Source organism: Bradyrhizobium sp. SZCCHNRI20481 (genome assembly GCF_032485055.1).
In the GTDB taxonomy this organism is placed as follows: domain Bacteria; phylum Pseudomonadota; class Alphaproteobacteria; order Rhizobiales; family Xanthobacteraceae; genus Bradyrhizobium.
Window position 1 is genome coordinate 108,743 of sequence record NZ_JAUEUE010000001.1, and the last position, 16,725, is coordinate 125,467.

Here is a 16,725-nt window from a genome sequence, read left to right on the forward strand (position 1 = left end):
TTGAGCCATGACCGACGTTCAGAACAGCAGCAATCCAGAAAAAACATTCGATGCGGAAGCGTTCGCGATGAACATCGCGAAAGCCATGGAAAGCAGCGGCAAGGCGCTCTCGGCCTATCTGAAGCCGCGCGAGACAGGCGAAGTTCAGGACCGGCCACCGACCGAATTGACCGAGGTCGTCAAATCCTTCACCGCCGTCGCCGACTACTGGCTGTCGGACAAGGAGCGCGCCAGCGACATCCAGACCAAGATCGCCAAGGGCTATCTCGATTTGTGGGGCTCGGCCTCGCGCCGTCTCGCCGGCGAAGACGCACCCCCGGCCATTTCGCCCTCCCCGCGCGACAAGCGCTTCGCCGATCCGGAATGGAAGTCGAACCAGTTCTTCGATTTCGTGATGCAGGCCTATCTGCTGACGACGCAGTGGGCCCAGGACCTGGTCCACAATGCCGAAGGCCTCGATCCGCACACGCGCAAGAAGGCCGAGTTCTACGTCAACCAGATCACCAATGCGCTGGCGCCCTCGAATTTCGTCCTGACCAATCCGGAGGTGCTGCGGCAGACGGTGACGTCGAGCGGCGACAATCTGGTGCGCGGCATGCAGATGCTCGCAGAGGACATCGAAGCCGGCAAGGGTTCGCTGAAGATCCGCCAGTCCGACCCGGGCAATCTCGAGGTCGGCGTCAACATGGCGACGACGCCGGGCAAGGTGATCTTCCAGAACGAGATGATGCAGCTGATCCAATATGCGCCGTCGACGGAGACCGTGCTGCGCACGCCACTGCTGATCGTGCCGCCCTGGATCAACAAGTTCTACATCCTCGATCTGCGCCCCGAGAAATCCTTCATCAAATGGTGCGTCGATCAGGGCCTCACGGTGTTCGTGGTCTCCTGGGTCAATCCCGACAAAAAGCTCGGGACCAAGACCTGGGATGATTACATGAAGGAAGGCCCGCTCACCGCGATGGACGTCATCGAGAAGGTGACCGGTGAGATGAAGGTGCACACGCTCGGCTATTGCGTCGGCGGCACCATGCTCGCGACCACGCTGGCCTGGCTCGCCGACAAACGCCGCCAGCGCGTGACCTCGGCGACCTTCCTCGCGGCGCAGGTCGACTTCACCCATGCCGGCGATCTGCTGGTGTTCGTCGACGAAACCCAGATCTCGGCGCTGGAGCGCGACATGCAGGCGTCGGGCGTGCTCGAGGGCAGCAAGATGGCGATGGCCTTCAACATGCTGCGCTCGAACGACCTGATCTGGTCCTATGTCATCAACAACTACCTCAAGGGCCAACCGCCGCAGGCGTTCGACCTGCTGCACTGGAACTCGGACGCCACGCGGATGTCGGCGGCGAACCATTCCTACTACCTGCGCAACTGCTACCTCGAGAACCGGCTGACCTCGGGCACCATGGTGCTCGACAATACGCTGCTGGATCTCTCCAAGGTGAAGGTGCCGGTCTACAACCTCGCCACCCGCGAGGACCACATCGCGCCGGCCGACTCCGTGCTGTACGGCTCGCAATTCTTCGGCGGGCCGGTGAAGTACGTGCTGTCGGGCTCCGGCCACATCGCCGGCGTCGTCAACCCGCCCTCCTCCGGCAAGTATCAGTACTGGACCAACGACCAGATCCACGACATCTCGCTGAAGGACTGGATCAAGGGCGCGCAGGAGCACAAGGGCTCCTGGTGGCCGGACTGGCGCGAATGGCTGAGCCAGCTCGATCCGGAAGAGGTTCCCGCGCGCGGCGTCGGCAGCGAGGCCTATCCACCGCTCGAGGATGCGCCGGGCTCCTATGTCCGCGTCCGCGCATAGCGTGATCCGCCGCGATTGACTATAACCGCTCCGTCCCGCCGGGACGAGACGGGAATCAGTTGAGGGGATCTCGATGACGCGCGAACTGTTCTGGCTGACGCTCACGGTCATTCTGACCGGCCTGCTGTGGGTTCCCTACATCCTGAACCGCTGCCAGGTCCGCGGCCTCACGGGCGCGATGGCCAACCCTTCCCGCAACGACAAGCCGCACGCGCCGTGGGCGACCCGGCTGATGTTCGCGCACGACAACGCGGTCGAGAACCTCGTGATCTTCGCGCCGCTGGTGCTGATCCTCAACGCGATCGACTATTCGACCAAATGGACCGTGCTCGCCTGCGCCGTCTATTTCTGGTCGCGCGTCGCCCACGTCATCGTCTACGCGATCGGCCTGCCCGTGTTCCGGACGCTGGCGTTCGTGGTCGGCTTCATCGCCCAGGCCATCCTGGCGCTCGCCATCTTCGGCTGGCTCTAGGCCGATCTGCTAGGGCAGATTGTCCCGCAGAAAAATATCGATGCGGATGCGCTCCTGATCTGGACTGATCGGCTCCCCCGAGCAGTGCGCGAGCAGAATGCGCGCCGCCGAGCGCGCCTCGTGGCCGGGGTCCTGGTTGATGATGGCGTCCAGCGTTCCGCGGACCAGGAACCGCCGCGTGTGCTGGGTCAGCTCATGGGTGATCCAGACCACCTCCCGGGCGCGGCCGGATGCCTCGAGCGCGTCGGCGATGCCACGGTTGCCGGCGCCGCAGCAGTAGATGCCGCGCAGATCCGGATGGCGGGCGAGCAGCGCCGCGGTCAGCTCCCGAGTGCGCTCGCTCTCATCGCGGCCCTCGATGGCCGGAAGCGCGAGCAGGTTCGGGTACTCGCTGGACAGGATCTGGTGAAAGCCGAATTGCCGCTCGGCGTGATCGCGCAGCGACAATGATCCCGCGATCACGGCAACCGTCCCCTCGCGGCCGCCGAGGTAGCGCCCCATCAGCGTGGCCGCCGTCCGTCCCGCGGCAGGGTTGTCGATGCCGACATAGTGCAGGCGGCGCGAGCTCGGGGCATCCGAGACCAGGGTCACCACCGCGACGCCGCGCGCGGTGAGCTCGTCGATCGCGGCGCGCACTCTGGGGTGATCCAGCGCGATGACCGCAACGCCCTGATAGGCCGGCGACAGGTTCTCCAGCGCACCGGCCAGCACGTCAGGATCGAACACGTCGACGTGGAGGATATCGATGAAGCCGCGCTGGCCGGCCAGCCACTCTGCCGTGCGCTGGACCTGCTCGGTCAGGATGGTCATGAAGCTGTTGCCGCCGGTCGGCAGCACGAAGGCAAAGCGGAAGCTCTGCCCGCGCGCGAGCCGTGCCGCTGCGACGTCGGCGCGATAGCCCAGCTTGGCAACAGCGGCCTCCACCCGGGCAACGGTCTTGGCACGCACGCCCTCGCGCCGGTTGATGACGCGGTCGACGGTGGCGAGCGACACGCCCGCCGTCCGCGCGACGTCCTCCAGCGTGGCCCGGACCGGTAACGGGTTCGCGTCAGCCGTCACTCGCGCGCCGCCCATAGCATGCCGCGGGTCATCAACGTCCGGATCTCCGGCACGTCGAGCTCGTAGGCACGGTGGCCGAGCGAGGAATAGAACACCCTGCCCGCGCCGTAACGCTTCTTCCAGACCACCGGCATCACTACCCCCTCGATCCATGGGGCGTGCTCTCCGGTGAAGGTCGTGGTCGCCAACACCTCGTTGGCCGGATCGACATGCATGTAATACTGCTCGGAACGGTGCTCGAAACTTGTCAGGCCCTTCATGATGGGATCGTCCGGCCTGGTCAAGTCGACCCGGTAGTCGATGATGTTGCCGGGATGGGCGACCCATTGCCCGCCGCACAGGAACTGGTAGTCGACCGAATCGCGGAAGGCATCGCACATGCCGCCATGATGGCCGGCGAGCCCGACCCCGCTGCGCACCGCCGCGCAGAGATTGAGCGCTTCCGCCTTCTCGATCTTGGACATCGTGTAGATCGGGATGATTAGCGACAGATCGTGGATCGCAGGATCTGCGAACGCGGCCGTTGTGGTCTCGATCCGCACCTCGAAGCCTTCCGCCTTCAGCCAGCCGCGGATCATCGAGGCGCACAGATCGGGGTCATGTCCTGGCCAGCCGCCCCATACAATCATTGCCTTGCGCATGTCTCTGTCCTCAGTCGATCTGTCCGGTGTCGCGTCCAACAGGCAACATCGCCGGCCGCTCCACGCGGCTCTCGATCCTGACCCGCCGGCCTTCGTTTGCGGAGGTCTGGAACGCCTCCATGACCTCCAGCACGTGGAAGGCGAGCGCACCGCTAGCCCGATGCGGCCGGTCGTTCAGGATCGCGGTCGCCATATCGGCCACGCCGATGGAGCGGAACTCGCCGTCGACGTGACCATGCGTCAACGGCATCGTCTGCCAGTCGCCGCCGGTCTTGGCGACCTGGACCTCTCCACCGAAGCGGTTGGGGTCCGGCACCAGCATGCTACCCTCGGCGCCATAGATCTCGATGGGCGCGTGCCGGTGCTTCGGAACGTCGAAGCTCATCGTGACCGAGACCACCGCCCCGCTCTCGAACTCCAGCGTGCCCGCGACGTGGGTCGCGACCTCGACCGGGATCAGTGTGCCGTTCATCGGTTGGCTGGTGACAAGGCGCTCTGATCGCGGGCGCGCCGTGGAGCCCATGACGCTCGCGACCGGGCCGAGCAGTTGCACGAGATCGGTGATGTAGTACGGGCCCATGTCGAGCATCGGCCCGCCGCCGCGCAGGTAATAGAAGCCCGGCGCCGGATGCCAGCGCTCATGGCCGGGACAGCCGAAGAACGCGCTGCCCGCGACAGGCGTGCCGATCGCGCCGTCGTCGATCAGCTTGCGCGCGGTCTGGTGGCCGCCGCCAAGGAACGTGTCGGGCGCGCAGCCGACCCGCAGATTCTTCTGCGCGGCAAGCTCGATCACCTTGCGGGCTTCCGCGACGTCGATTCCGAGCGGCTTCTCGGAATGCACGTGCTTGCCGGCATTCAGCACGGCGAGACTGACGTCGGTATGGGCGAGCGGCACGGTGAGATTGATGACGATCTCGACGTCATCGCGCTTCAGCAATTGATCGACCCGCATCGCCGGCAGGCCGAAGGCTGCGCCCTGTCGCTCGGCTGCGTCGCTGCGCATGTCGGCGAGCGCCTTGATGTCCAGAACGGGGAAGCGCTCGGCCGCCTTCAGATAGGCGGTGCTGATGTTGCCGCAGCCGATGATGCCGATGCCGACTTTTCTCATTGTGGTCTCCGTGAGGTCCCGTTCATCCCTTGACCGCGCCCGATGTCAGGCCGGCGACGATGTGCTTCTGCGCCAGGAGGAAGAGGATGATCGTCGGCAGGATGGTCAGGGTGATGAAGGCGAGGATCAGGTGCCACTCGGACGAATACTCGCCCTGATAGACCATGATGCCGAGCGGCCATGGATACAGCGCATCGGTGTTGAGCATCACGAGCGGCAGCAGATAGGCGTTCCAGCTGTTGACGAAGGTGATGGTGCCGACCGTCGCCAGGATCGGGCGCGACAATGGCAACGTCACGTAGCGGAAGAATTTGATATAGCTGCAGCCGTCGACCAGCGCGGCCTCGAGCAGCTCGTAGGGGATGTCCTTGAAGAAGCGGCGCAGCAGCAGCACGCTCATGGCGAGGCTGAAGGCGACCTGCGGCAGTGCGACGCCGAAATAGGTGTCGAGCAGCCCGAGATCGCGCACCTTGATGAACAGCGGCAACACCGCGGTCGCCGCCGGAAACAGCAGGCCGAGCGTCAAATAGCTCAGCAGCATCGAGCTGCCGTAGAATCGGACATGGGCAAAGGTGAAGGCCGCCATCGAGGCGACGATAAGAGTCAGGACGACCGTCAACGTCGAGATGATCAGCGAATTGCGCAGCAGCTGCCAGTAGCGCCCGGAGAACAGGATGTCGGCATAGTTCTGCCACTCCCAATGCTGTGGCAGGCCGAACGGGTTGACGCGCAGCTCCCCGAGCGACTTGAAGCCACCGAGCAGCGTCGCAAGCAGCGGCACCAGCACGAAGATGGCGACGATGGCGAGGAACGCTGCCTTGAACAGCACGGCAGGATCGAACGGCGCCCTGGTGGCCTCGGCACTATTCATCGCGCATGAACCATCGTTTGTAGGTGAAGGCAAAGGTCACGCAGATCACGAACAGGATGACGCCGATGGCGCTGCCGTAGCCGACCCGCATGCGGGAGATGCCGTTGTTGTAGAGAAAGCTCACCATCGTATTCGAGGAGTCGGCGGGCCCTCCGCGCGTCAGCGGCATGACCAGGTCGAACAGCTGCAGCGAGCCGACAATGGCGAAGAACACCGAGAGCCGGATCGTCGGATGGAGCAAGGGAATGACGACGTGGCGCAGGCTCTGCGACCGCGTCGCGCCGTCGATCCGGGCGGCCTCGATCAGGCTCTTGTCGATGCTCTGGAGCGCGGCGATGAACAGCATCATGTGGAAGCCGAAATACTTCCAGACGATCACGATCAGCACTGCCAGCATCGCCGTGTCGGTCGAGGCCAGGAGATGCGGCGGGTCGGCGCCAAAGCTGCGCCAGATCGAGGCGACCAGGCCGTAATCGCCGTCATAGACGAAGCTGAAGATCAGCCCGGTCGCGATCTCGGCGAGGATATAGGGCATGAAGAACAGCATCCGCAGCGCCACTGCGCCGCGGAACCGCTCCGCAAGCATCAAGGCCAGCGTCAGCGCAAGCGGTAGCTGGACACAGAGCGAGACCGCGACGATCAGACCATTGTTGCGAAGCGCGAGCCAGAACGCCCGTGTCTCCAGCACGAAACGATAGTTGTCAAAGCCGATCCAATGGGTCGGCCTGCCGAACCCATTCCAGTTGAAGCCCGAGTACCAGGCGGCCTCGCCGATCGGCAGCACCACGAACAGCGTGAACAGCAGCAGCGCCGGCGGCAAGAACAGGATCAGGACGGTGAAGCGGCCGTCCCAGCTCGGGCCACGCACCGCGCGAGACGAGAGCGATGCCGGCGACACATCCATCGCCGGCGAGCCCGCGAATGGCCTTGCCACGTCAGTTGCCCTGCTTCCGCGCCGCCTCGATCGCCTTGGCGGCGTCCTGCGGGCTCATGCTGCCACCCGCGATCTCCGCGGAGACGTCGTTGACGACGCGACCGACCGAGGGGCCGAGGCTCTGGTCATAAAAGTTCTGGTGATAGTTCGACTTCGCCAGATTGGACGCGATCCGCTTCATGAAGGAGTTGTTGAGGCCGGCTTCAGCGCCCTGCACCACCGGGATGATGAAATTCCCTGCCGCCAGCCGTGTCTGCACATCTTTCGAGATGAAGTACTTCAGGAAATCGACCGCTTCCTTCGGCGAGCCCTTGGTGACCAGCCAGCCGGTGATGCCGCCGAGCGTATCCGTCGGCGCCCCCTTGCCGCCTTGCACAACCGGAAAATCGAACCAGCAGATCTTGTCTTCGCTCAAGCCGACCTTGTCGGCGGCGAGCGCCCGCTGGAGATTGTAGACGGAGCTGATCGCGAGCGTCATCGCCGCCTTGCCATCGCCGAAATAACCGACCGCCTGCGGATTCTTGAAGCCAAGAAAGCCGTTCTGGAACGGCTGCAAATCGACGAGCTGCTTGAACAGCTCGCCTGATTTGACGAAGGTGTCGCCGGCAAAGCCGCCATTCTCGCCACGCAGCGCCGCGTCGAATGCCGGCTTACCGCCGATCCGCACCGCAAGATGCGTCCAGTAGAAATGCAGCGGCCATTTGTCGGCGCCGCCGACCACGATCGGGGTCACGCCGGCCGCCTTCAACGTCTTCACGGCGCTCAGCAGATCGTTCCAGCTCTTGATCGCCGTGGGATCGACCTTCGCCTTGGCCATCAGCTCCTTGTTGCAGACGAAGCCGACCTGCGACAGCGAGATCGGCAAGCCGTAGACGTGGCCGCTGTCGGTGAATGCCGCGAGCGCCGCCGGAGTCACGCTGTCGCTGTAGCCTTTCACCTGCTCAGTGATGTCCTCGAGCACGCCAGCCTCGATCTGCGCCTTCAGAACGCCGCCGGCCCAGCTGTAGATGATGTTCGGGCGGTCCTTGGATTGCAGGATAGTCGGCAGCTTGGCCTTGTAGGCCTCGTTCTCGAGGAACTGCATCTCGATCTTGACGCCCGGATGCGACGCCTCATAGGCGCGGGCCACCTCCTCCCAGATCTTCACCTGGGCCGGATTGACCTCGATATGCAGCCATTTCACGGTCGTATCGGCGCTCGCGGCGTTGGCCCAGAGCAGGCATGCGGCAGCGGCGAGTCCCAGCTTCGCGAGCAGTCTCATCAGAAATCCTCCCAACCGTCTTTTTTGTTGCGGTAATCCTGTCCTCATTTTTTGAGGTACGCAACTGAAATTCTGACCGAGCAAACCTCAAACGTGTTCGCATTTGCGAACAGCTTCACGAGCAGACAGAGAGATTGCTAATTGGGCTGAGCAAGAATCGGCGGGCAGCCGCACGCGCCTTTCGCCTGGAAAATGCGGAGCGGACGTCTGCCGCACCGCGAAGGATCTGCTGGAGATCGCCTGACGCTCAGGTGCAGCGCGCCTTGAAATCGGCGGCCACCAGTTTTGCCATCACGTCGTTGAGATGCCCCTGGTCGCGCGTCTCGATCACCAGCTCCAGCAAGGTCGCCTTCGCCGGCAGGTCGGAGAACGTGCGCTGGTGCGACACCTCGATGATGTTGGCGCCTGCGTCCGCCAGCAATGTGGAGACGGCAGCAAGCTGTCCGGGACGATCGACGATGTCGATCGACAGCTGCGTCAGCCGCCCCTCGCGCGCCAGTTCGCGGGTGAGGACCGAGGCGATCAGCCGGGTGTCGATGTTGCCGCCGCTCAGCACAAGCCCGACATTGCATCCGGCAAACTGCGCGGGGTGCGCAAGCACGGCAGCGAGACCGGCCGCGCCGGCGCCTTCGACGACCGTCTTCTCGATCGAGATCAGGGTGGCGAGCGCCCGCTCGATCTGCGGTTCGGTGACGAGCAGGATGTCGTCGACGAGATGGCGGATGATCTCGGTCGTGATCCGGCCCGGCGATTTCACCGCGATGCCCTCGGCGAGCGTGTCGCCGCGCATCGGCAGCTGACTGCCGCGGATGGCGTTGTACATCGACGGATAGAGCTCGGCCTGAACGCCGACGATGCGCAAGCCCGGCTTGATCGCGCGCGCCGCGACTGCCATGCCGGAGATCAGCCCGCCGCCGCCGATCGGCACCACGAGCGTATCGAGCTCGGGGACCACCGCGAGCATCTCCAGCGCCACCGTGCCCTGCCCCGCGATGATCAGCGGATCGTCGTAAGGGTGGATCATGGTCATGCCGTGAGCCGCGCCGTGCTCCCTGGCGAACGCGCCCGCCTCCTCCAAGGTGGCGCCGGAAATCACGACCTCGGCGCCGTGCCGCCTGGTGTTCTCCACCTTCACCATCGGCGTGCCCACCGGCATCACGATGGTCGCGGGAATGCCGAGACGCCGCGCGTTGTAGGCGACGCCCTGCGCGTGGTTGCCGGCCGACATCGCGATCACGCCGCGTTCGCGCTGCTCGGCGGACAGCGCATTCAGCCGGTTCAGCGCGCCGCGCTCCTTGAACGAGGACGTGAACTGCAGGTTCTCGAATTTCAGCCAGATGTTGCATCCGCAGATCTCGCCGAGCGTCCGGCTCTGGTTGCAGGCGGTCGCGAGTACGGCGCCGTGGATGGTCGCCGCGGCGGCTCGCACATCGCTCACGGTGACGGCCAGCGCATTCAGATCGGTGGGGGTCATGGGTCTGCCCATTCCTCAGCGTGCGTCGTTGCACAGCGCGGCCGGCGGAACGCCGGCCGGCGCATGATGTTGCCGATCGTGCCGGGCGCTTCCGCGACCGGATGATCCAGATCGATCTCAGCTGCCGAGATCGGGCAGCCCGAGCATCAGCCGCATGTTCTGCACGGCCGCGCCCGACGCGCCCTTGCCGAGATTGTCGAGCCGCGCCACCAGCACCGCCTGGTGATGCTTGTCGCTGGCGAAGACGTAGAGCTCGAGCTTGTTGGTCTCGTTGAGCGCCTCCGGCTCCAGCCGGCCGCTCTTGGCCGCCGCACCATCAAGCGGCATCACCGAAACGTATTTGCTGCCGGCATAGTGCTTCGCCAGGACGGCCTGCAGGTCTGAGCCAGACGGCTTGCCCGGCAGCGTGTCGAGCTGCAGCGGCACGGAGACCAGCATGCCCTGCCGGTAGTTGCCGACCGAGGGAATGAAGATCGGCCGCCGGGTCAGCCGCGAATAGAGCTGCAGTTCGGGCAGATGCTTGTGCTCGAGGCTGAGGCCGTACAGCTCGAAGTTCGGCGCGGTACCGTTCTCAAAGGCCGCGATCATCGTCTTGCCGCCGCCGGAATAGCCGCTCACCGCGTTCACCGTGACCGGATAGTCCTGCGGCATCAGTCCGGCATCGACCAGCGGCCGCAGCAGCGCGATGCCGCCGGTGGGATAACAGCCGGGATTGGAGACCTTGCGCGCATTCCGGATCTTGTCGGCCTGGTCGGCGGCGAGCTCGGGGAAGCCATAGGCCCAGTCCGGCGCGACCCGATACGCGGTCGACGCGTCCAGCACCTTCGGCGCGGCATTTCCCATGCCGTCGATCAGCGCCACCGTCTCCTTGGCCGCATCATCCGGCAGGCAGAGGATGACGAGATCGACCTCCGCCATCAGCGCCCGCTTGGCCGCTGGATCCTTGCGCTTGTCCTCGGCGATCGTCTTCACGACGATGTCCGGCTGGTGCCGGAGCCGCTCGGCGATTCCCAAGCCGGTCGTGCCCGAGCCGCCGTCGACGAACACGGCGCGCGCCGCAACCCCGGAGGCGGTGTGAGCTTTCGGCAAGTTGCTATCGATCACGGTCATGACACGCTCCTTGAGGGGTGGGTTTCGCCGGCAAAGGCCTGGGGCCGCGCCTGCCGCATGAGAGACGATATCTGTTGCGAGCCGATGTCGGGCCGCTCGCCGAGCCGGGTTGCGACCGCCGCATAGTCGGCTTCGGACTTGTGCTGGTTGAGCTTGAAACTGCCTTCGACCTGGTCGATCGTCATCACGATGCCGATGATCGCCTTGCGCATCGCCTCCAGCCGGCCAGCGCTCATCTTGTCCGAGGTCCACGGCGTTTTCGGCAACAGCCTTTGCTCGAACTTGGCACTGACCGCATCCACCTGCTCTGCGAGCTCCGCCTCCGACAGGATGCGTGCCGGGCCGGTCAGATGCACTGCCTGATAAAGCCAGGTCGGCACCTGATCGGGCGAGACGTACCAGTCGGCCGACACATAGGCATCGGCGCCGTTGACGGCGAGCAGCCACGGCGTCGCGCCGTCGGCGAGCTTCGCCAGCGGATTGCCGCGGGCGACGTGGAAGAACGCCTGCGGCGTGCCGTCGTTGAGCGCCCCGAGATGAAACGGCACGGAGGACGCGATCGGCTTGGTGCCGTCCGACGCGCACACCGTGCCGAAGCCGCGCGCGTCTGCAAAGCCGAGGCTCGCGGCGCGATCGGGCTTGAAGGGTGGTGGCGTGTACATCGGAAACTCCTGCTGGACGAAGGAGCCGCCTGATCAATCGCGCTGCAAGGAGAAAGTCTGCCGCGGGATTCGGATCCGGCGGCAGGGGCTGTGATCTAGACGCAGATCATCGCCCGTACCGCGGGGGTACGACGGCGCATTTCGGCGATCATGTTGGTCGCTGCGTTGATCATGGGGGCAGGCCTATAAGGCCGCCGGGTTCCTGCGTCAAGCTCGCAAGTCGGCCCGGCCCCCGTTTTTGGGGCTGGCATCAGACCGCATGCCACAGCCATTCCATGATGCGCCCGATGATGTCGCCGAACAGCAGCAGCACCGCCGACCACACCAGCGCCGACACGAAGTTGGCGATCTGGAACACCATGTAGGGCATCTCGAAAATGCCCGCCGCCAGCGGCACCGATGCACGCAACGGGCCGAAGAACCGGCCGATGAAGATGCTCGGCACGCCCCAATCGCGCACGAAGGCCTCGCCGCGCGGAAGCATCTCCGGGTAGCGCGACAGTGGCCACATCTGGGCGACACGATCCTTGTAGCGGTAGCCGAACCAATAGGAGAGCCAGTCGCCGAGCGCGGCGCCGATGCCCCCGGCCAGCCATATCGGCCAGAAGCTGATCCCGGTGGCGCCGATCAGGGCGCCGATCGCGACCAGGGCGCCCCAGGCGGGAATCAGGAGTGAGACAAAGGCCAGGGACTCGCCAAAGGCAAGCAGCAGGACGATCGGAGCAGCCCAGGCCTGATGGTCGCGCACGAAGTCGGCAACCGCGCGGCCAAAATCTTCCATCTGCTCGACGCCTTTCTGCTCCGGGGCGCTTAAGTGCTTGAAGGCCTTCGCGGTTCCCTGGCGCAGACTGGTACGCCACCGAACCCGCCCACTTCAAGTCACAACAACCGGCTGAACCGCGTGAACAGCGTCGATCCGGCGATCGGAACCGGCCAAGACGTGGCGGGCCGGTGAACGTCGTTGTTTCCCGGGTCATTGTTTTATGCCGGTCCATGGCATAGTCAGGCCCAACGATTCGTTCCATCTTGCGCACACGCAACATCAGATTCCATGGGTAAGCCGTTGAAATCAGCTGCAAAAGCTAAGGCCAAGGGCGTCACGGACCCGTTGGCGGCGTTCGCCGCCAAGGGCAAGGCTCCGGCCAAGCCAGCCGCCCGCTCGGCGAGTGCCGAGGGCGATTACACTGCCCGTGACATCGAGGTCCTCGAGGGCCTCGAGCCGGTGCGGCGCCGCCCCGGCATGTATATCGGCGGCACCGACGAAAAGGCGCTGCACCACCTGTTCGCCGAGGTCATCGACAACTCGATGGACGAGGCGCTGGCCGGCCACGCCACCTTCATCGAGGTCGAGCTCGATGCGGAGGGTTTCCTGACCGTCACCGACAACGGCCGTGGCATCCCTATCGATCCCCATCCCAAATTTCCGAAGAAGTCGGCGCTCGAAATCATCATGTGCACGCTCCACGCGGGCGGCAAGTTCGATTCCAAGGTCTACGAGACCTCGGGCGGCCTGCACGGCGTCGGCATCTCCGTGGTGAACGCGCTGTCGACCCGGCTCGAGGTCGAGGTCGCCCGCAACCAGAAGCTCTACCGCATGGTGTTCGAACGCGGACATCCCAAGGGCAAGCTCGAGGAGGTCGGCAAGGTCGCCAACCGGCGCGGCACACGGGTGCGTTTCCAACCCGACCCGACCATCTTCGGCGCCAAGGCGACGTTCAAGCCGCAGCGCCTGTTCAAGATGGCGCGCTCGAAAGCCTATCTGTTCGGCGGCGTCGAGATCCGCTGGAAGTGCGATCCGTCGCTGCTGAAGGGCATCGAGGACGTCCAGGCCGAGGCGACGTTCCACTTCCCCGGCGGTCTGAAGGACTACCTGGCCGCAGCGATCCATGCCGACACGCTGGTCCATCCGGATATCTTCGCCGGCAAGTCGGGCCGCACCGGTGGCCATGGCGGCTGCGAATGGGCGGTCGCCTGGACCGCCGATGCCGACGGCTTCCTTTCCTCCTACTGCAACACGATTCCGACGCCGGACGGCGGCACGCACGAATCCGGCATCCGCAGCGCGCTGCTGCGCGGCCTGAAGGACCACGCCGAGCGCGTCGGCCAGGGCAAGCGATCGGCCAACATCACCTCCGAGGACATCATGGCGGGCGCCGCCATCATGCTCTCGGTGTTCGTCCGCGAGCCGGAATTCCAGGGCCAGACCAAGGACCGCCTCGCCACGGCAGAGGCCCAGCGCATCGTCGAGCAGGCCGTCAAGGACCCGTTCGACCACTGGCTGTCCGGCAATCCGGTGCAGGCCAACCGGCTGCTCGACTTCGTCATCGAGCGCGCCGAGGAACGCATCCGCCGCCGGCAGGAGAAGGAGACGGCGCGCAAGACCGCGACCAAGAAGCTGCGCCTGCCCGGCAAGCTCGCCGACTGCACCGACGCCGGCACCGAAGGCTCCGAGCTGTTCATCGTCGAGGGCGATTCGGCCGGCGGCAGCGCCAAGCAGGCGCGCGACCGCAAGAAGCAGGCCGTGCTGCCGCTGCGCGGCAAGATTCTCAACGTCGCCTCGGCGGGCAAGGACAAGCTGACCGCCAACGCCCAGCTCGCCGATCTCGTGATGGCGATCGGCGCCGGCACCGGCACGTCGTATCGCGAAGAGGATCTGCGCTACCAGCGCATCATCATCATGACCGACGCCGACGTCGACGGCGCCCACATCGCCTCGCTGCTGATCACCTTCTTCTACCGGCAGATGCGGCCGCTGATCGACGAGGGGCATCTCTACCTCGCCGTGCCGCCGCTCTACCGGCTCACCCATGGCAGCAAGACGTTCTACGCGCGCGACGATGCCCATCGGGACGAGCTCCTGAAGCGCGAGTTCAATGCCAACGCCAAGGTCGAGATCGGCCGCTTCAAAGGTCTCGGCGAGATGATGCCGGCACAGCTCAAGGAAACCACCATGGATCCGGCCAAGCGCACCCTGCTGCGCGTGGTTCTGCTGGCCGAGGATCGCGACGGCACCGCCGACTCGGTCGAGCGGCTGATGGGGACCAAGGCAGAGGCCCGCTTCGCCTTCATTTCGGAAAAGGCCGAATTCGCCAGCGACGAGCTGCTCGACGTCTAGCTTTTGACCCGATTTCACGCCTCGATTGCAGGTTCCATTCGCTCGCCTGGGCCTGCTTTTCTCTTTCTGTTTCAGTTGTTTACAGAAAGCTAAGGCGTCCCGCACCGCACTTTCCCCTCCGGTGTGGTCAACCGGCAACAGCTTTTGGGCACCAATCGGCTATAGTTCGGGCACATCTGGCGAGGGAATCGCCGCCGCAACCCGGCACCTGCGACATGACGATCTTGGGGAATTGAATATGAAAAAGCTTTTGCTTGCTGCCACTGCGCTGGTTGCGATCACGGGTGCCGCTTCGGCTGCTGATCTGGCGGCTCGCCCCTATGTGAAGGCTCCGATGATGCCGGTGGCGCCGAGCTGGACCGGCTTCTACATCTTCGGTGGTGCCGGCGGCGGCATCTGGGATGCAGACTCGCACACCAACTTCAACGGCGTGCCGGTGACGATCGATCAGCGCGTCGGCGGCGACGGCTGGTTCGGCACCGTCGGCGCCGGCTACGACTGGCAGTTCAATCCGTCCTGGGTCTTCGGCGTGTTCGCCGATGGTCAGTTCGGCAGCATGCGCGGCACCGTGCAGGACCAGATTGCGCCGGCCCTCACTGGCCGCATCAAGATGCAGGATGCCTGGGCCGCGGGCGCTCGCATTGGCTATTTGGTTGCTCCGAATGTCCTGTCATACGTCAATGCCGGTTACTCCGGATCGCATTGGTCGGGCACTGGTCTGACCACCCTCACCGGTGCTGCCTCGGGCTTGCATACCGACTCGTTCAACCGGAACGGCTGGTTCGTCGGCGGCGGCGTCGAGAACAACCTGAACATCTTCGGCATCTCGGCGCCGGGCTGGTTCATGAAGACCGAATATCGCGCGGCCTATTACGACCGCAAGGACATTGCCGTCCGCTTCGATGGCACCAATGCTCTGAGCACGGACTCGGTCAGCTTCAAGCCGTGGGTGCAGACCATCAGCACCTCGCTGGTCTACCGCTTCAACTGGACCGGCCCGGTCGTCAAGTACTGAGCCGAACGCACTCGATCTTTCAATAATTCTGCGAAAAGCCCCGGTTGATCCGGGGCTTTTTGTTTTTGGCTCGGATATTGGCGGCTGGAGCCGCTGGTCATCTGCCGCGCCGGCCGCTAGCCTCCTCGTCACAAAACTTCACAAAAAAGACGGCAGCAGCGTTTCCGATGCTGTGACGCGGTCGATGAGGGAGGAAGTGGCCATGCGGAAATTCCTGATGATCGGCGGCCTGCTTCTGCTCGCCATCGGCCTGCTCTGGGTCGGTCAGGGCACCGGGGTCGTGGCATGGCCGCGGACGAGCTTCATGATCAACCAGCTGCAGTGGGCAGGCTACGGCGTCGGCATGGGTGCGCTCGGCCTGGTGATGATCTGGCAGGGCACCTGCTGATCTCTGACCACAACAATGGAGACACCGCATGGCGGACCGTTTCGACCTGAGGGGCAAGGTTGCGATCGTGACGGGCGGCAACGGCGGAATTGGCCTGGGGATGGCGCGCGGGCTTGCCGATGCCGGCGCTGACATCGCCGTGGTCGGCCGCAACGAAGCCAAGTCGCAGGCGGCAGTTGCCGATCTGGCGGCGCGCGGCGTCAACGCCATCGCTGTCACGGCCGACGTCAGCAACAGGGACGACGTCACCGCCATGGTCGCGCGCGTGACCGGCGAGCTCGGTCGCATCGACATCCTCATCAACAATGCCGGCATGAGCATCCGCAAGCCGCCGCACGTGCTCGAGCTGGAGGAGTGGCAGGAGGTGATCGACACCAATCTCACCAGCGCCTTCCTGTGCTCGAAGGCCGCCTACCCGGCCCTCAAGGCGAACGGCGGCGGCAAGATCATCAACATCGGCTCGATGCTGTCGATCTTCGGCGCCAGCTTCGCGCCGGCTTATGCGGCCAGCAAAGGCGGAATCGTGCAGTACACGCGCGCCTGTGCCTGCGCCTGGGCGCCCGACAACATCCAGGTCAACGCGATATTGCCGGGCTGGATCGACACCGACCTGACGCGCGCGGCGCGCAGCCAGATCGACGGCCTGCACGACCGCGTGCTGGCGCGCACGCCCGCGGCACGGTGGGGTGACATCGACGATTTCGCCGGCATCGCCACGTTTCTGAGCTCATCGGCCTCGGACTTCGTCACCGGCACAGCCATTCCCGTCGACGGCGGCTATTCGATCATGGCGTAGCCGAGG

The 16,725-nt window shown here is 64.9% G+C and carries 16 protein-coding genes; 6 read left to right on the forward strand and 10 right to left on the reverse strand.

The genetic code is table 11. The annotated features are described in order from the left end of the window. Positions 1 to 7 precede the first annotated feature (7 nt). Complete coding sequence (locus tag QX132_RS00620; protein ID WP_316159841.1) at positions 8 to 1,813, forward strand: class I poly(R)-hydroxyalkanoic acid synthase; 1,806 nt, start codon at positions 8 to 10, stop codon at positions 1,811 to 1,813. Between the two features lie 73 nt (positions 1,814 to 1,886). Continuing rightward, positions 1,887 to 2,285: an MAPEG family protein gene (locus QX132_RS00625; protein ID WP_315737826.1), complete on the forward strand. Its 399-nt coding sequence runs from the start codon at positions 1,887 to 1,889 to the stop codon at positions 2,283 to 2,285. Positions 2,286 to 2,294: 9 nt separating this feature from the next. Here the strand turns inward: QX132_RS00625 and QX132_RS00630 are convergent, their stop codons facing one another. The 10 genes from QX132_RS00630 to QX132_RS00675 all read right to left on the reverse strand — a co-directional run bounded on the left by QX132_RS00630 (position 2,295) and on the right by QX132_RS00675 (position 12,186). Then, positions 2,295 to 3,344: a LacI family DNA-binding transcriptional regulator gene (locus QX132_RS00630; protein ID WP_315811095.1), complete on the reverse strand. Its 1,050-nt coding sequence runs from the start codon at positions 3,342 to 3,344 to the stop codon at positions 2,295 to 2,297. Further along, the gene (locus tag QX132_RS00635; protein ID WP_315712128.1) at positions 3,341 to 3,985 is read right to left on the reverse strand and encodes a ThuA domain-containing protein; all 645 of its coding nucleotides are present in this window, start codon (positions 3,983 to 3,985) and stop codon (positions 3,341 to 3,343) included. Before QX132_RS00635 ends, QX132_RS00630 begins: the two co-directional genes overlap by 4 nt. 10 nt (positions 3,986 to 3,995) lie before the next feature. Then, on the reverse strand, positions 3,996 to 5,093 hold the full coding sequence (locus QX132_RS00640) for a Gfo/Idh/MocA family oxidoreductase (protein WP_316159842.1): 1,098 nt from the start codon (positions 5,091 to 5,093) through the stop codon (positions 3,996 to 3,998). 22 nt (positions 5,094 to 5,115) lie between these two features. Beyond that, positions 5,116 to 5,964, reverse strand: coding sequence for a carbohydrate ABC transporter permease (locus tag QX132_RS00645; RefSeq protein WP_315798550.1), 849 nt, complete (start codon positions 5,962 to 5,964; stop codon positions 5,116 to 5,118). Beyond that, positions 5,957 to 6,898 carry a sugar ABC transporter permease gene (locus QX132_RS00650; protein WP_315780625.1) on the reverse strand — a complete coding sequence of 314 codons (942 nt, stop codon included), beginning with the start codon at positions 6,896 to 6,898 and terminating at the stop codon, positions 5,957 to 5,959. Before QX132_RS00650 ends, QX132_RS00645 begins: the two co-directional genes overlap by 8 nt. A gap of 1 nt (position 6,899) precedes the next feature. Continuing rightward, on the reverse strand, positions 6,900 to 8,159 hold the full coding sequence (locus QX132_RS00655; protein WP_316159843.1) for an extracellular solute-binding protein: 1,260 nt from the start codon (positions 8,157 to 8,159) through the stop codon (positions 6,900 to 6,902). A gap of 247 nt (positions 8,160 to 8,406) precedes the next feature. Then, entirely contained in the window at positions 8,407 to 9,633 is a 1,227-nt protein-coding gene (locus QX132_RS00660) for a threonine ammonia-lyase (RefSeq protein ID WP_315798548.1), read from the reverse strand. Between the two features lie 117 nt (positions 9,634 to 9,750). Next, on the reverse strand, positions 9,751 to 10,743 hold the full coding sequence (argC, locus tag QX132_RS00665) for an N-acetyl-gamma-glutamyl-phosphate reductase (RefSeq protein ID WP_316159844.1): 993 nt from the start codon (positions 10,741 to 10,743) through the stop codon (positions 9,751 to 9,753). After that, entirely contained in the window at positions 10,740 to 11,405 is a 666-nt protein-coding gene (locus QX132_RS00670; protein WP_315755576.1) for an FMN-binding negative transcriptional regulator, read from the reverse strand. Before QX132_RS00670 ends, argC begins: the two co-directional genes overlap by 4 nt. Positions 11,406 to 11,655: 250 nt before the next feature. After that, entirely contained in the window at positions 11,656 to 12,186 is a 531-nt protein-coding gene (locus QX132_RS00675) for a DedA family protein (RefSeq protein WP_315737817.1), read from the reverse strand. A gap of 270 nt (positions 12,187 to 12,456) precedes the next feature. Between QX132_RS00675 and parE the strand changes: the two genes are divergently transcribed. The 4 genes from parE to QX132_RS00695 all read left to right on the forward strand — a co-directional run bounded on the left by parE (position 12,457) and on the right by QX132_RS00695 (position 16,719). Beyond that, positions 12,457 to 14,520, forward strand: coding sequence for a DNA topoisomerase IV subunit B (gene parE / locus QX132_RS00680; RefSeq protein ID WP_315712143.1), 2,064 nt, complete (start codon positions 12,457 to 12,459; stop codon positions 14,518 to 14,520). A gap of 238 nt (positions 14,521 to 14,758) precedes the next feature. Continuing rightward, positions 14,759 to 15,535, forward strand: coding sequence for an outer membrane beta-barrel protein (locus QX132_RS00685; RefSeq protein ID WP_315751666.1), 777 nt, complete (start codon positions 14,759 to 14,761; stop codon positions 15,533 to 15,535). Positions 15,536 to 15,737: 202 nt separating this feature from the next. Beyond that, the gene (locus QX132_RS00690) at positions 15,738 to 15,923 is read left to right on the forward strand and encodes a hypothetical protein (RefSeq protein WP_315712631.1); all 186 of its coding nucleotides are present in this window, start codon (positions 15,738 to 15,740) and stop codon (positions 15,921 to 15,923) included. A gap of 28 nt (positions 15,924 to 15,951) precedes the next feature. Then, positions 15,952 to 16,719, forward strand: coding sequence for a glucose 1-dehydrogenase (locus tag QX132_RS00695; RefSeq protein WP_315772204.1), 768 nt, complete (start codon positions 15,952 to 15,954; stop codon positions 16,717 to 16,719). Positions 16,720 to 16,725: the final 6 nt, after the last annotated feature.

Coding starts and splice junctions, on each gene's coding strand:
- QX132_RS00620 (WP_316159841.1), top strand. CDS start 8: ATGACCGACGTTCAGAACAGCAGCAATCCAGAAAAAACATTCGATGCG.
- QX132_RS00625 (WP_315737826.1), top strand. CDS start 1,887: ATGACGCGCGAACTGTTCTGGCTGACGCTCACGGTCATTCTGACCGGC.
- QX132_RS00635 (WP_315712128.1), bottom strand. CDS start 3,985: ATGCGCAAGGCAATGATTGTATGGGGCGGCTGGCCAGGACATGACCCC.
- QX132_RS00640 (WP_316159842.1), bottom strand. CDS start 5,093: ATGAGAAAAGTCGGCATCGGCATCATCGGCTGCGGCAACATCAGCACC.
- QX132_RS00645 (WP_315798550.1), bottom strand. CDS start 5,964: ATGAATAGTGCCGAGGCCACCAGGGCGCCGTTCGATCCTGCCGTGCTG.
- QX132_RS00655 (WP_316159843.1), bottom strand. CDS start 8,159: ATGAGACTGCTCGCGAAGCTGGGACTCGCCGCTGCCGCATGCCTGCTC.
- QX132_RS00660 (WP_315798548.1), bottom strand. CDS start 9,633: ATGACCCCCACCGATCTGAATGCGCTGGCCGTCACCGTGAGCGATGTG.
- argC (WP_316159844.1), bottom strand. CDS start 10,743: ATGACCGTGATCGATAGCAACTTGCCGAAAGCTCACACCGCCTCCGGG.
- QX132_RS00670 (WP_315755576.1), bottom strand. CDS start 11,405: ATGTACACGCCACCACCCTTCAAGCCCGATCGCGCCGCGAGCCTCGGC.
- QX132_RS00675 (WP_315737817.1), bottom strand. CDS start 12,186: ATGGAAGATTTTGGCCGCGCGGTTGCCGACTTCGTGCGCGACCATCAG.
- parE (WP_315712143.1), top strand. CDS start 12,457: ATGGGTAAGCCGTTGAAATCAGCTGCAAAAGCTAAGGCCAAGGGCGTC.
- QX132_RS00685 (WP_315751666.1), top strand. CDS start 14,759: ATGAAAAAGCTTTTGCTTGCTGCCACTGCGCTGGTTGCGATCACGGGT.
- QX132_RS00690 (WP_315712631.1), top strand. CDS start 15,738: ATGCGGAAATTCCTGATGATCGGCGGCCTGCTTCTGCTCGCCATCGGC.
- QX132_RS00695 (WP_315772204.1), top strand. CDS start 15,952: ATGGCGGACCGTTTCGACCTGAGGGGCAAGGTTGCGATCGTGACGGGC.